Raw genomic sequence first — 15,145 nt, forward strand, 5'->3', positions numbered from 1 at the left:
GCCCTAACGACTTCTTTTCAACAGCTTGACACTGGCCTTTCTATTGGCGTTTACAGCCTCGAAAATATAAACTCCATCTGCCGAAGATCGCAAATCGAGCCTGATTTGAGTTCCTCTCTGATACTGTTTCACTTCATTCATGGTCACGCTTCTGCCCTGAGCATCTATGACCTGATAGCTTACCGCTCCCGAGAAAGTTCGCGGTAATACCAGATGAAACACTCCATTGGAAGGGTTAGCGTCTACCACAATTGTGGTGGCATTTTGTATCAACTCATTGTCGATAGAAGCAATTACATTTTCAATGGTATAGGTTTCTTTTTGAGTGAAACTACCATCAAAATCATTGCCTGCCAGGTCTTGTACATCTTGAGAGGACACAAAATTGATATCAATTACCCCATCGGCCGCAATATTAGAAACCGTCACGGTAAATACCCTGGTACCGGTAACTGCCAGCAGTTCGCTTATCTCTGCCGAAGGAGCACTGGAAGACAACTCCAAATCGCTTATATCCATATTCTGTACATTTTCAGTAAAGGTTAGGGTAAACGAAACGGTGTTCTGGTTGGTAACTTCAGTGCCGGGATCATTGCGGGTGAGTGATGCACCGGGGGCTGTCACATCGGTAATAGTATACGTTTGTTCCGATTCTATAGTACCGGCAAAGGCGTTGCCCGAAGTATCTTCAATATCGTTTGAAGCGGCCACTCCCAAGCCCAAGGTTCCGGAACCTCCTATATCTCTCACGGTAACCCTGAATACCTGACCGGCTGTAACCACCGCCACGTTGTCTACTACACCCGAAGCTGTTCCGGTAGTCTCAAAATCATCTGCGCTAATATTAATGACTTCTTCATCGAAGGTGACTTCAAACTCTACTGATGTACCATCTGTGGCCTCTGTGGCCGGATTGAAACGGTTGATGGAAACTATTTTTGGAGCCTGGCCATCCAGGTTTAAAGAAACTACATTTGAAAGCCCGGTTCCTTCCACTCCCTGAATACCCAGGCGCAACTGATAATCGCCACCTTCGGCCACAGTTAGTTCTGCGGAGTTGGCTCCATCAATTTCCTGTCCGTTTCGAAGCCATTGATAGCTCATTGGAAAACTGGCATTATACGATATGTTGCCGCGTAAAGTAACCGCTCGACCATTTTCGCTAACGGAGTAATTGATGTTTGCCACCACTCCTTCCACATCGTAGTACCCATAAAAACAACCGTTACCATGGGTGCTGACCATAATCATGCCTTCTACCGGACGAGCCACAATGTTTGCTACGACTACATTACCAATGCTTTGTGATGCTTGCTGTGTCCAAACCGTATTGTCACCGTCCAGTGCCTTTGTCATGTATAACCCTACAGAAGTTCCTACAAAGTAGTAGTTCCCCCCTGCACCATCGGGCATTATCTCTACAGCTCTCACAGATGGCCCGGCTCCCGAACCATCGGGATTTTCTTCCAGATTACCCGAAATAGAATGCCAGCTTTGTCCTCCGTTTTCGGTGTACCAAACACTCACCAAACCATAGTTGGAGTATGTAACAATTACCTTATCGGCATCTTGAGGGTCCACAGCTATGCCCGAAATATTGGCAAAAGGCAGACCGTTTGATATTAACTGCGCCTCAGTTTGATCGGCCAGATCTTTTGTATTGGCCACCTTATATACCCCGCCTTGTCGAGTACCGAAGTAAAGTACTCCCTCGGGCTGAAAAGACACATCGAGAGCCGATACCTGCTGAGTGGCCAGGTTGGTATTAATTATAGTAGACCACTGCCCTTCTCCCGGATTGTTTCGCACATCGTTGGTGAAAAACACTCGGCCTCTTGCGGCCACAAATACCTGGTCTTGATGCACAGGATTTACATGGTATGGATTGACGAACAGATAATCACTGTCATTGTCGGTCGGTGAAATATTGCCTACAAAATTATATTCATTGCCCTGCAGCTCATATCGAATAAGGTTTCCTCGCTGAGATGACGCAAAAATGGAGTTATAGTTAATGGCCGTAAAGGCACCATCTCCTCCAAAAACTTCTACCCAATTCTCCTTGGCATTAGAGGTGAATTTTGCCCAGGTTCCATTGTCTTGCATTCCTCCGGCCAACTGCGGATCGCCCAGATCAAACTGGTGAATATCGGCATGATAAAACTGCGTGGTAATGTAGCCATTGTTCAGGCTCTTCCAGGTAATGGGATTGTTGGCACTTACATTGGCCTTATTGTTCTCGGTTAGATGCAAACCTCCATCGGTAGCCGAAATCATACGGTTCGGGTTAGAAGGAAAGAATGCATAGGCATGATTATCGGGGTGATGATTGGGATACCGCGGAAAACTGTTCGGGTTATTGTCGTTGTTGTAGCCTCCCACCTGTTTGGTTTGAGCAGTGGTACCAAAGCCATTGGTAGACCTGATTAGGTTTACCCCACCAAGGAATATAACGTTCGGGTCACTGGGGTGCACGGCAGCGTATAGATCATATCCTCCCTGCGAGCCATGCCCGGCCCCTACATCTCCGGTACTCACATTGATGTTGGCTGAAAGATCGGTCCAGAAGTTTGCCGATTCATTATAGGCAAACAGCCTGTTGCCGCTCACAAAGTACACTTTGTTTTCATCGTTAGGGTCGATGGCAATCTCAAAGCGGTCGAAGCTACTTGGGAAATTGGAAGGTGGCTGGATTTTGGTCCAGCTCAAACCATCATCAGACTTATAAAATCCATCTTCACGATTGTTACCATTAAAGCTACTGTTAGCAATGGCCGCATATACTTTTCCGGAAGAGCTTACGGCTACATCAGAAAAGTTATTTCCGGTATTGTTAGCTCCAAGCACCACTTCAAACGTTTCGAAGCCATCGGTACTGCGAATAATTTCGCTGAGCCCGGCCGCATAAATTTCTGTGCCCGAAGAGGCCGACTTATCGATGGCTAGCTGATGGATGATACTAAAGCGGTCGGTGCTGGTTACCACATCACTCTCAGAGGTACCGGCTTTTGCCGTTGCCTGAATGAGCGACCAGGTTTCTCCGCCATCGGTAGATTTATAAATGCCATTTCCCAGATAAAACGCCCCGCTAGCCGAGGCCGAATTGCCAGTGAATTCCCCGGTAGAGTAATACCACTCATTGGTTTTACCGGTTCGGGTGTCTTGCACTATACTGGTAATAGCTGGGTGCTGCTGCAAACCGCTCTTTCTGGCCCAGGTCTGCCCCTGATCAGTACTTTTCCATACCCCCCCGGCAATTCCACCGGCCACTATTATGTTTTCATCGGTAGCATCAATAACTACTGCGCGGGTTCGGCCTCCAATATTATATGGCCCCACATTGGTAAAGTTCTGGCTATTCTGGGCTTTGGCTTGTTTGCCAAAAGAAAACGGACTCACACTGCTGGGGCTCGCATTTACAGCTTGGCTGAGTTTGGTTTTAGCATATTCCAGCTCTCGTTCATAAATATTTTCCGGCAACCGCCCTGTTCTGGGGTCTACGAGTTGGCCCATTTCAAACTCCAGGCGTTCAATGGGGTTTTCACTTTCGTCTTCCTCCAACCGATCCATCAATTCGGTGGGAATGGCTCCCATGCTCAACGACCGGACAGAGTAGCTGTATTTCTGTTCAACAGGCCGATTTGTAAACACCGCAACGGCCAGCAAAAACAGTCCTGCACTGCCAACCAGTAATTTCTTCCAATTCCTCTTCATTCTATTCTATAATCATATTTAAGACCAAACTCCCCTCCGGTCGGTTAATGGGAGAAAGGACATCCAGGATCACTTCACTATTATTTTTAAATCGGGCATTGGTAGGGGCAATTAGCGTTACCTTTTCTCCAATGCGTGGCTCTATGCCCGCAAAAGTGCCCCCCTGATCTACCACCTGCAGAATCTCTACAGTATAGCTAAGCCTATCGCCCACTTTTTCAGGAGTGCCTAACACTTTGCCTTTTATTCGTAGGGCGTCTTTTCTCATGCTTTCGGTTTGTGCCTGAATTACCCCGTTTTCGTTGGTTGGAAACTGACTTTTAGTACATGAAAAGGTAAGCAAGCCAATTATTACGTAAGGTAGAAATGATGATGCATAGCACCATTTTTTGAATATCATTGGTAGTAGTTTTATCTCGAAATATACACAATATTGAGAACGGACAAGAGAGAAAACCTACTCAATTTTAGCACTTAGATCTTTCTGGCGCGTACCATCTCCTTTTTACCGGGAGGCCCTTTTAAAGTCTCTACTTCCATGCCCAATCCGGCCAGATTTCGTTTAAACTGCCCTTGCGCACAATAAGTCACCAAAAAAACCTCCATTGGCCATCTTATTATAGATACTTTCAAGTGGCTCAATACCCCAAAGTTCGGCTTGCTTGCTGGGAGCAAAAGCATCATAAAACACCAGGTTGAATTTCTCGTCTGTGGTAAAATCTTCCAACTTGCAGGGTTGTTTCAACAAACTAAAATTGGGAGCTAAAATCTGCTTTTCAGACCACTCCGCTTGATGAAGCCTAAGCAAGTCGGCTTTGGTAAGGCTTCCATTCAGTACTTCTGCATAATTTAAGCCACTGTAAATCTCTTCTGGCAGAGGGTAAGGCTCCAAACTGGTTACATGAAAATCATTCTGAGCGTGCTTTAGAGCATAGTCCCAAACCAGCATTACATTTAAACCCGTACCAAAACCAACTTCCAAAATATGGAAAACCTTGAAGCCCGTGGCCAACATACGTTGAATACCTTCCTTAATGAACACATGAAGAGATTCGCTCAAAGCACCATGGGTTGAATGATAGGTTTCTTTGAGTTCGGGGTTATACAAAGAATGAGACCCATCTGAGGTAACTATGAGCTTAACCGAACCACTCATGATTTATAAATCAATACGGTAGCGTAGGCAGCCACCCCTTCTTCCTTCCCCACAAAACCCAGTTTTTCGGTAGTGGTAGCTTTTATGGAAACATCCTCTTCCTCCACTGCCATAACTTCGGCAAGGCAAGCCTTCATGGCCGGGATATGAGGATTAACCTTGGGTCTTTGAAGGCAAATTGTTGAATCGATGTTAGAAATCTCGTAACCCGCCCCTCGAATAAGCTCCATTACGCGCCTAAGCAGAACCTTACTATCAATACCCTTAAACTGTGGGTCAGTGTCTGCAAAATGATATCCAATATCGCGCATATTGGCAGCCCCAAGCAGGGCATCGCATATCACATGAATTAGCACATCGGCATCGGAATGCCCCACAGCGCCATGAGTATGTGGCACTTGAATTCCGCCTAACCAAAACGCTTTGCCTTCTTCTAACCGATGTACATCGTAACCGAACCCTACCCTAATTTTCATTACTTAATTGATTTGATTTGTACCTTAAAACAGAGGCATTCTCTCGCACAAGCAAATGCTCAGCCTGCCTTTGTATATCTTCCGGCCTAACTTTTCGAATCATCTCCCTTTCCTGATTCACCAGATTGGCATCTCCCAACATTTCTGCATAAGCAAGGTTCATGGCTCTATTGAGTAGTTCCAGTTCTGAGAAGACTAAAGTCGACTCTGCTTTGTTTTTAACCTTTTCAACCTCTGCTTTTCCGAGCTCATGTTGTTTAAAATCTTCAATCAGATTCCAAATAGCCTCTTCACCCTCTTCAATGGGGTGTCCCCCATTGAGCTTACCTTCAATGACCAACAATCCCGGATCTACCGATCCGGAAACATGGGCCGATATACTGTTGAATATTCTCTTTTTCTGAAGTAGCTGCTGATATAACCTGGACGATTTACCCCTACCCAACACATCGCTCAAAAGGTCTGTGGCATGATACTGAGGATCGGTTCTGCCGGGCATATGGAAGGTCATATAAAGCGCATCAACCGGAACATTTTCTTCTACTTCGAGCTGCCTGTACTCTGACTGAACAGGCTCGGGGGGAATATTGCGTTTCACCTCAGCTCCTGCAGGTATTGGCCCAAACCATTTTTCGGCCAAACGCTGAACCTCTACCAACGAAACATCTCCGGCCACAACTAAAACAGCATTGTTGGGTAGATAGTAAGTGTAAAAGAACTCTTTCACATCGGCCATGGTGGCCTGCTCTATGTGGGCAATCTCTTTGCCTATGGTAGCCCAACGGTAAGGATGTTCCTTATAAGCCAGCGGACGCAATTTGAGCCAGGCATCTCCATAGGGCTGATTAAGATATCGCTGTTTGAATTCTTCTATAACTACCGACCTTTGCACCTCCAGCACCTTCGGATCGAATGACAAGCTGAGCATACGGTCTGACTCCAGCCAGAAGGCTGTTTCCAGATTAACAGCCGGCAGGGTGATATAATAGTTGGTAATGTCGTTGCTTGTAAAGGCATTATTGTCGCCACCTACACGCTGTAAGGGTTCATCAAACTGAGGCACATGACGAGACCCCCCGAACATTAAATGCTCAAATAAATGTGCAAAACCAGTTTTTTCAGGGTGCTCGTCTCTGGCTCCAACCTTATAAAGTAAATTGAATGCAGCCATAGGTGTGCTATGATCTTCATGAACGATCACCTTCAGCCCGTTGTCCAGAGTAAAACTTTCGAATGGAATCATGTCAGACAGCGAAATTAAAAATAATGCCCCTTAATTTTCGCAATCGGCCCTTTACTTTATTTTTGTTCGCTATATCACCCACCTATGAGATTTAACAAGAGCGGTTACAGCAACGAAGAACTCCTTCATCTATACAAGGAACTTATTACCCCAAGGCTAATAGAAGAGAAAATGCTCATCTTGCTAAGGCAGGGAAAAATCAGCAAATGGTTTTCCGGCATTGGGCAAGAAGCCGTATCAGTAGGTGCTGTTCAAGCCCTGAATCAAGACGAATACATTCTACCAATGCATAGAAACCTGGGGGTATTCACCGGTAGAAACGTTCCCTTCAGCCGACTTTTCGCTCAGTTTCAAGGCAAACTAAGTGGCTTTACCAAGGGTAGAGATCGTTCTTTTCATTTCGGCTCCCGAGAACACCATATTGTGGGAATGATCTCACACCTGGGACCTCAAATGGCACTGGCCGATGGGATAGCCCTTGCCAATCGTCTGAAGGAAGACAAAAAAGCAACACTGGTCTTTACCGGTGACGGAGCCAGTTCGGAGGGCGACTTCCACGAAGCCCTCAATGTGGCAGCCGTATGGGATCTGCCGGTCATTTTTGTAATCGAAAACAATGGCTATGGTCTTTCTACACCAAGCCATGAGCAATTTAAATTCGACAGCTTTCTCTCCAAAGGCCCGGCTTACGGAATTGAAGCTGTACAAGTAGATGGCAACAACATACTGGAGGTTCACAAAACGGTGAGTCAGTGGGCCAAAGAAATTCGCAAAAACCCCAGACCTGTTATTGTTGAGGCACTCACTTTTCGTATGCGCGGCCACGAAGAAGCCAGCGGCACCAAATATGTGCCCAAAGCACTCATGGAACACTGGGCCAAGAAAGATCCGGTGGAAAACTACGAGCAGTACCTTCTTAAAGGAAAAATACTCACTGAAAAGCTTATTGATAATTACAAAGCAGAAATAAAGGCCGAAATTGACAAAGGCCTTGACACAGCCTATGCCGAAAGCCTGCCTGAGTTTAAGGAAGAAACAGAACTTAGCGATATGTTCTTCCCGTATGAAACTCGTGCAAAGGCTCCTGAAAGCAAGACGAAAACAGAAAAGCGTTTTGTAGACGCCATTTCAGATGGACTAAAACAAAGCCTGGAGCGGTTTGAAAACCTGGTGGTTATGGGGCAGGACATTGCCGAATACGGAGGCGTTTTCAAGATTACAGAGGGCTTTATTGATACTTTTGGTAAAGACCGAATTAGAAATACACCGCTATGTGAATCGGCTATAATTGGCACAGGACTGGGGTTGAGCATTAACGGCTACAAGTCGGTAGTAGAAATGCAGTTTGCTGACTTTGTAACCTGCGGATTTAACCAGATAGTGAATAACCTGGCCAAAATCCATTACCGCTGGGGGCAACAGGCCGATGTGGTGGTGAGAATGCCTACGGGGGCCGGAGTTGGGGCGGGTCCCTTCCACTCACAATCGAACGAAGCCTGGTTTTTTCATACCCCGGGGTTAAAAATAGTATACCCCTCTAACCCATACGATGCCAAAGGGCTATTGAACGCAGCCATCGAAGATCCCAACCCTTACATGTATTTTGAGCATAAGGCGTTATATCGTTCCTTGAGCCAGGAAATACCGGACGATTACTATACCCTGGAGGTAGGAAAAGCTCAGGTGGCATTAGAGGGTAACGATCTTTCCATCGTCACATATGGCATGGGAGTGCATTGGGCAAAATCCTTAGCCGAAGAGCTTCCCCATATTTCAGTAGAGGTCGTAGATTTGCGCACTTTATCTCCGTGGGACAAAGAAACCGTGAGTGAATCGGTGAAGAAAACAAATAAAGTTTTGGTATTGCACGAAGACACCCTGATAGGCGGAGTTGGTGCAGAAATAGCGGCTTGGATATCGGAACACCTATTTCAATGGCTCGATGCACCTGTTATGAGATTGGCTAGTCTGGACACTCCTGTACCTTTTACCAAAACACTGGAAGAAAACTTCTTGCCACAAAAAAGACTTAAAAGTAAAGTAACCGAGCTGTACGACTACTAAGATATGTTCTGGAAAAAAGATAAAAGGCGCGAATCCTGCGGTATGCAATGGACTCCACTCACAACAATGAGCCAACTAGAAACCATTGTTGAAGAGAGTCACAAACACCCGGTACTAATTTATAAGCATAGCACGCGTTGCGGTATTTCTTCCATGGCTCTTGGCAGGTTAGAGAGAGAATGGAGCCATAATCATTCGTCAATAAAGAGTTATTACCTCGACTTAATTGCTCACCGGAACATATCTAACCAAGTATCTGCCTCATTTGGAGTGGCACATGAATCGCCCCAGGTAATACTCATAAAAAAAGGGAAGCCGGTATACCATGCTTCCCATTTATCAATTTCGGCTAACGATTTAATCAGCGATCAATAGCTGAACAAGTTAAAAAACCGTCCAACACCCCTCTACCCAAATTCTTATGCCATTAAACACCCGATAATGTCCGGGCACCCATCTATGGTGAGACCTTCTCACACTCCAATGGCCGTCTATCCAAATATCGCGTCTCAACCGGTGATCGTAGTGCCAGTAACCTGACACCCAAATATGACGGTTACTTGGTCGGTACCCTCTTCGCACGGCTATTCTCCGGCCATTACGGAAATCATAATCGTAGTAAACCCTGGTGTTTCTTACAGGAGTCGGTCGTCTGTCATATCTCCAACCACGATCTCTGTAAACCCTGCAGTCAATCACACGAACCGATCGACCATGACGATCTCTTATCTCATCCCGATCGCGGTGACGATCGTTTCTGCGCACATCTTCTCTTCTGTCTTCTCTCCGGTCTCTATCCCTATCGCTCTGCCTTCCTCGTTGTGCGAACATCTCAGAGGCAGAAAAGAATAAAAACACTGCTGATATAATTAGTATTACTCTTTTCATAACCTTGATCTTTAGTTTAAAACTTACTTCAAGGTCCGGACCTGGTAATTAATGCATTGTGCTTATCTATTCCATTACCGTGCCAAAAAGAGCGAGGAGTTTTAAGAGGGCTATTGTCTTGTCCAGATTTCTTTAATAGGCTCACCGGCAGAACTCAACCCGCTATGCACCCATTTGTTGCCATTTACCTCATAATTAAAAGTAAGCGATGCCCCCACCCTATCCGGGTTTCGCGAAAAAAACTCAATGTGCTCAGTATACTTACCATCCTTCAGGCTAATGGTCCCTCCCCCTGTTCCTGAAAACTGCTTATTTTCAGGGTTGTAGGCCGCCCATTGAAAGCGGGTACCGGTTATTACTTTTATGGTCTTTCTCGCCCCCTGCGACATGGCACGCATTTCGCCCTCCTGCATTCTATCGGTAATGCGCCACGCTCCGGCCAGGTCGCTGTTACCCGTATCAATTCGGTTAAAAACCATGGTATTCGTAGCTTCCCCAACGGTATAGCTAAAAGTTACTTTATTCGCTTTCAGTTCGGCCGTCATCTCTACACGTTGCCCAATTTGGCTTTCGTCCCAGGTATTGAACTCATTGGTATAAAACAGTTTATTGGCAATGATTTCTACCATTCCTCCCTGACTACCAATAAAACGCTTCCCTTCCTCATCGAACTCGGTGTAAAAAACATAAGGTTCTTCAATGAGCAACACAGCCCTATGTGCATAGTGCTCACCATTTACAGTTTCTAGCTCCCAGGCACCTTCCAGTGCATTGGCCCTAAACTCACCGGTAGAAACTGAAGAGCCCGGGAAAACATGGGCAGCCCAAAAGGCAAGAAGAATTATTAAATATTTCATAGCCAAGCATTTAAGAGGAAAAGATACGTAATTTTGAAATCAATTAGAGTGGCAGAGTCAATTTTGAGGCTCTGGAATGGCTTGCGAGAGGGTAATTGCTGTGCGCCAAAACCTTAGGCTTTAAATTTCTTTACCATGCTTTGCAAATTATTGAATTAGACCTATCTTTGCATCCCAATTCAGAAAGCAGAAATTAAATGGCAAACCATAAGTCAGCATTAAAGAGGATCAGATCAAACGAAGCAAAGCGTTTGAGAAACAGATATCAGAACAAAACGACTCGTACGTTTGTAAAGCGATTGAGAAATACTTCTGATAAGTCTGAAGCACAAGAGCTTTTGAAGAAAGTTATCAGCATGTTGGATAAACTTGCTAAGAAAAACATCATTCATAAAAACAAAGCTTCTAACCAAAAGTCTAAACTGACTAAACTGGTAAACAGCCTCTAAATCATAGGTTAAAGAAATTTTGAAAACCGAGTACTTACTACTCGGTTTTTTTGTGCCTTCAATTTATTTTCAATCAAATTTTACCACATTATTTCTTTATTATTGAATAATGGAGAAACCACTGGGTATACAAAGTTGGGCAGAAGAGGATCGCCCCAGAGAAAAGCTACTGCTCAAGGGTCGCACTACGCTTTCGGATGCAGAATTGGTTGCCATACTCATTGGCTCAGGCTCTACCGAGCTCAGCGCAGTAGAATTATCAAAGAAAATACTGGCCAGTGTAAACCATGACCTTAACCATCTGGCTAAACTCTCCGTCAGTGACCTGATGCAATTCAAAGGAATAGGAGAAGCCAAAGCGATTAGCATTGTTAGCGCCCTGGAGTTGGGCCGAAGAAGAAAAACAGGCGAACAACGAGCCAAAGTTAGAATTAAGTGCTCTGCCGATGCCTATGAGGCCATTTCGCCTGAACTACTCGACCAACCCGTAGAACAATTCTGGGTAATTATGCTAAGCAGGAGCAATCAGGTACTTAATAAGAGACCCATTAGCCTGGGAGGAGTGAGTGGTACAGTGGCAGACCCAAAAGTTATTTTCAAAAAGGCTCTGGAAGATCTTGCTAGCGGTATAATACTGGTGCATAATCACCCCAGCGGAAATCTAAAACCCAGCCGGGCCGACCTTCAGCTAACCGAAAAATTAGCTCATGCCGGCAAACTTCTTGAAATACCTGTGCTAGATCACATTATTTTTACTGACAACGGCTACTTTAGCTTTGCCGATGAAGCCCTGCTCTAGGGAACTGACCATCAAAACACTTGTGCTTCACTTTTTAAACTACCACCCTTAACTTCGCGTTCTGAAAAATACGCTAACACAGCATAGCCTCAAGCCTTATGAAAAAGAGCAACTTGTTCATTCTACTAATTGTAGCCATAGTAGCCATTACCATTTTCAACTTCCTGACCATTGGCGAGAGCTCTGCAGATTACAAAGCTCGGTTGGAGACCGAGCGAAAAGACAAAAACGGCTTTATGCTCTCCTCCTCTTCGCCCCTACTCGAAGAAGACAAGCTCAACTTTAAGGGGCTCAACTACTACCCGATTGATGAAAGCTATAAAGTAACCGCAAGAATAGAACTCACTGAAAAAAAGCAGCCCATATTTATAGAGTCCACCACAGGAGAGCAGCTCAAGTACATTCCTTTTGCCAAAGCAACCTTTAAACTTAAAGAAAGGGAGCACACAGTAATGCTCTATCAGGACTGGGAAGAACGCAACGCCAACAAGCTATCGCTTATGTTTGCCGATGAAACCAGTGCTATCGAAACCTACGGTGGCGGCCGCTATGTTGATGTGATGTATAGAAACACCAATTCGGTGGTTATAGATTTCAACACCGCTTACAATCCCTACTGCCACTTTAACCCAGAGTATAGTTGCCCTATCCCCCCGAGAGAAAACATGTTGAATGTAGCCATAGAAGCCGGTGAAAAAATTTACAAAAACGATTAAACACACGGACAGGATCAATTAATCACTAATTTTGCCCATTCTCTGAAAAAGCATTTAGCGCAAAATGAAAATATCACTCAACTGGCTCAAACAATACATAGACCTTCATGAAAGCCCGGAAGAAATTGCCACCCTGCTTACCGCAACCGGACTGGAAGTAGAAGGTATTGAAGAGGTTGAAAGCATTAAAGGAGGACTAAAGGGGCTGGTTGTAGGCCAGGTAACCAACTGCATACCACACCCCAATGCCGATAAGCTTAAGCTCACCCGGGTTGATGTGGGCACTGATGAGCCACTCCCCATTGTATGCGGAGCTCCTAATGTAGCAGAAGGACAAAAAGTAATTGTAGCCACCGTAGGTAGCACACTTTACCCTACTACAGGAGAGCCTTTCCAAATTAAAAAAGCCAAGATCAGAGGCGAGGTTTCTGAAGGAATGATTTGTGCCGAAGACGAAATAGGCCTGGGACAGTCTCACGATGGCATAATGGTACTCGACACCCAACTGCCCAACGGTACACCTGCTGCCGAATACCTTCAGCTAAGTTCCGACTTTGTATTTGAGATAGGACTTACCCCCAATAGAGCCGATGCGGCCTCCCACATGGGAGTTGCCAGAGACCTGAAAGCGGTACTCAAAAGGGAACTTAAATGGCCAAAGGTAAACGATCTTAAACCTGCCCCTAATTCTAAGGGAGTAGACCTCAGTGTGGAAAACACTGAAGCCTGCCCAAGGTATTCGGGCCTCACAATTGAAGGTGTCACCGTTCAGGAATCGCCCGAATGGCTACAAAAATACCTTAAGGCGATTGGTATAAACCCTACCAACAACGTGGTAGATATTACCAATTATGTCTTACATGCCATTGGCCAACCAATGCACGCCTTCGATGCGGCCGCTATTGATGGACAAAAAGTAATTGTTAAAAACCTTGAAGAAGGCACTTCTTTTACCACCCTCGATGAAAAAGAGAGAAAGCTTTTTGCAGAAGATCTAATGATTTGCAGCGAGAAGGGAGGCCTATGCATTGCCGGAGTATTTGGAGGTATAAACTCGGGAGTAACAGAAAAAACAACCACTGTTTTTCTTGAAAGTGCCTATTTTTCTGCCGACAGCATAAGAAAAACAGCGCAGAGGCACCAGCTCAAAACCGATGCTGCCTTTCGCTATGAACGTGGCACCGACCCTAATCTTACGCTCTACGCCCTCAAGTATGCGGCCCAGCTCATTTTAGAAATAGCCGGAGGCCGGGTAGTTGGCCAAATACACGATATATACCCTCAGCCAATAGAGAATTTCCTCATAGACGTTTCCTATAGCAGAATCAATCAACTTATAGGAAAAAAACTGAGCACTCGTGAGGTCGATGAAATATTGGCCGGACTGGAAATACAGCAGGAAAATAAGACTGAAGAAAACTTTACGGCTATAGTACCTCCTTACAGGGTAGATGTGCAGCGCGAAGCCGATATTGTCGAAGAAGTGTTGCGGATATATGGCTATAACAATGTGGAGTTACAACCAACTTTGAGCTCTACTTTTCTTTCGGAGTTCCCGAAAAAAGATGCTGACTCTCTTCAACAAGAAACTTCCAGGCTATTGAGTGGTGCAGGATTCAACGAGATCATCACCAACTCATTGACCAAACATCAGTATGCCGAAGCCTCCGCGAGCATTAATTCAGAAGAAGATGTTCACATATTAAACTTTTTGAGTGAGGAGCTTAACGTAATGCGCCAATCACTGCTCTTTTCAGGCTTAGAAGTTTTGGAGCGTAACATTAAACGCAGACAAACCGACCTGAAGCTGTATGAGTTTGGCACCACTTATCATAAAAAGAACAACAAGTACACCGAGCAATCAAGGCTAAGTTTGTTTATTACCGGAGCCCAAGCGCAAGAGTCATGGCTAGACAAAAGTAGATTGGTTCGCTTTCACGACCTCTCGCAAGTAGTCTATCAGTTACTCAATAAGTTTGGAATTCACCAACTCGACATTGAAGAGGCCAGCTCAGATGTTTTTGCCTATGGTATAAGTCTTAGTTACAGAAAAAAACCGCTGGTGTATCTCGGCAAGGTTAATCCGAAACTGGCCAAACTTTGCGATGTGAAGCAGGAAGTTTTCTATGCCGACTTCGACTGGGAGGCTCTTCAAAAGTATTATCCATTAACGATTGACTTTGAGCCACTTTCCAAATATCCGGAAGTGAAAAGAGACTTATCATTAGTTGTTGACAAATCGATAAAATTTGAGGACATTAGGAAGCTTGCCGTAAAAAATACAGGCAAATTATTGACAGGCTTGCGCGTGTTCGATGTATATCAGGGAGACAAAATTGGGGCCAATGAAAAAGCCTATGCCATGAGTTTCTTTTTACAAGACCAGCAACAAACACTGACTGACAAAGTAATTGACAAAACCATGCAAAGGCTGATAAACGTCTTTGAAAAAGAACTAAAAGCAACAATTAGAAGATAATGAGCAACCATCCGATTGACCAGAAGCTTGCTGTTCTCGAGAAACGAGTAAACGAACTGATCAAGGCCTACCAGTCGGAAAGAGCTAAAAACACACAATTAGAGCAGGTAAACCAACAGTTAAAAACTGAAGTTAATGGCCTTGAAGCCAAACTTGCTGATTTTCAAAATCAGTACAAAATCGCTAAAATTGTATCTAGCACAACAGTGGAGAAGGATGAAGCTGTTGAGTTGAAAAATAAATTAAACGAGTACATTAAAGAGATTGATCGTTGCATAGCTCATTTGAGCTAACTTTAAGATAA

14 protein-coding genes are annotated in these 15,145 nt (G+C 44.8%); 7 read left to right on the top strand and 7 right to left on the bottom strand.

What is annotated here, in order from left to right; all coding sequences use genetic code 11:
* Positions 1-3: 3 nt before the first annotated feature.
* The 5 genes from B3O12_RS00165 to B3O12_RS00185 form a co-directional block, all read right to left on the bottom strand.
* The gene (locus B3O12_RS00165) at positions 4-3,714 is read right to left on the bottom strand and encodes a T9SS type A sorting domain-containing protein (RefSeq protein ID WP_286754869.1); all 3,711 of its coding nucleotides are present in this window, start codon (positions 3,712-3,714) and stop codon (positions 4-6) included.
* A 1-nt stretch (position 3,715) separates the two neighbouring features.
* Positions 3,716-4,114, bottom strand: a complete 399-nt coding sequence (locus B3O12_RS00170) for a hypothetical protein (protein WP_189628253.1) — start codon at positions 4,112-4,114, stop codon at positions 3,716-3,718.
* 162 nt (positions 4,115-4,276) lie between these two features.
* Positions 4,277-4,870, bottom strand: a complete 594-nt coding sequence (locus B3O12_RS00175; protein ID WP_286754870.1) for a tRNA (5-methylaminomethyl-2-thiouridine)(34)-methyltransferase MnmD — start codon at positions 4,868-4,870, stop codon at positions 4,277-4,279.
* Entirely contained in the window at positions 4,867-5,346 is a 480-nt protein-coding gene (gene ispF, locus B3O12_RS00180; RefSeq protein WP_286754871.1) for a 2-C-methyl-D-erythritol 2,4-cyclodiphosphate synthase, read from the bottom strand. The genes B3O12_RS00175 and ispF overlap by 4 nt, the downstream gene beginning before the upstream one ends.
* Positions 5,336-6,589 carry a M16 family metallopeptidase gene (locus B3O12_RS00185; protein WP_286754872.1) on the bottom strand — a complete coding sequence of 418 codons (1,254 nt, stop codon included), beginning with the start codon at positions 6,587-6,589 and terminating at the stop codon, positions 5,336-5,338. Before B3O12_RS00185 ends, ispF begins: the two co-directional genes overlap by 11 nt.
* Before the next feature lie 84 nt (positions 6,590-6,673).
* Between B3O12_RS00185 and B3O12_RS00190 the strand changes: the two genes are divergently transcribed.
* Both B3O12_RS00190 and ytxJ read left to right on the top strand, forming a co-directional pair.
* The gene (locus tag B3O12_RS00190) at positions 6,674-8,653 is read left to right on the top strand and encodes an alpha-ketoacid dehydrogenase subunit alpha/beta (RefSeq protein WP_286754873.1); all 1,980 of its coding nucleotides are present in this window, start codon (positions 6,674-6,676) and stop codon (positions 8,651-8,653) included.
* Between the two features lie 66 nt (positions 8,654-8,719).
* Complete coding sequence (gene ytxJ, locus B3O12_RS00195) at positions 8,720-9,028, top strand: bacillithiol system redox-active protein YtxJ (protein WP_286754874.1); 309 nt, start codon at positions 8,720-8,722, stop codon at positions 9,026-9,028.
* 9 nt (positions 9,029-9,037) lie between these two features.
* Here ytxJ and B3O12_RS00200 read toward each other — a convergent pair whose 3' ends face one another.
* A complete protein-coding gene (locus tag B3O12_RS00200) occupies positions 9,038-9,541 on the bottom strand; it encodes a hypothetical protein (RefSeq protein ID WP_286754875.1) in 504 nt (167 codons plus the stop codon).
* Between the two features lie 110 nt (positions 9,542-9,651).
* On the bottom strand, positions 9,652-10,398 hold the full coding sequence (locus B3O12_RS00205) for a membrane or secreted protein (RefSeq protein ID WP_286754876.1): 747 nt from the start codon (positions 10,396-10,398) through the stop codon (positions 9,652-9,654).
* A gap of 197 nt (positions 10,399-10,595) precedes the next feature.
* Between B3O12_RS00205 and rpsT the strand changes: the two genes are divergently transcribed.
* From rpsT to B3O12_RS00230, 5 genes are all read left to right on the top strand, one after another.
* Entirely contained in the window at positions 10,596-10,847 is a 252-nt protein-coding gene (gene rpsT, locus B3O12_RS00210) for a 30S ribosomal protein S20 (protein WP_189628260.1), read from the top strand.
* 109 nt (positions 10,848-10,956) lie between these two features.
* A complete protein-coding gene (radC, locus tag B3O12_RS00215) occupies positions 10,957-11,646 on the top strand; it encodes a RadC family protein (protein ID WP_189628261.1) in 690 nt (229 codons plus the stop codon).
* A 98-nt stretch (positions 11,647-11,744) separates the two neighbouring features.
* Positions 11,745-12,362, top strand: coding sequence for a DUF1684 domain-containing protein (locus B3O12_RS00220; RefSeq protein ID WP_189628262.1), 618 nt, complete (start codon positions 11,745-11,747; stop codon positions 12,360-12,362).
* Between the two features lie 64 nt (positions 12,363-12,426).
* Entirely contained in the window at positions 12,427-14,841 is a 2,415-nt protein-coding gene (gene pheT, locus B3O12_RS00225; protein ID WP_286754877.1) for a phenylalanine--tRNA ligase subunit beta, read from the top strand.
* Positions 14,841-15,134, top strand: a complete 294-nt coding sequence (locus B3O12_RS00230) for a hypothetical protein (protein WP_229838473.1) — start codon at positions 14,841-14,843, stop codon at positions 15,132-15,134. The genes pheT and B3O12_RS00230 overlap by 1 nt, the downstream gene beginning before the upstream one ends.
* The last annotated feature ends 11 nt before the right edge of the window (positions 15,135-15,145 follow it).

This window comes from Roseivirga sp. UBA838 (assembly GCF_002296035.1).
GTDB lineage: Bacteria > Bacteroidota > Bacteroidia > Cytophagales > Cyclobacteriaceae > Roseivirga > Roseivirga thermotolerans.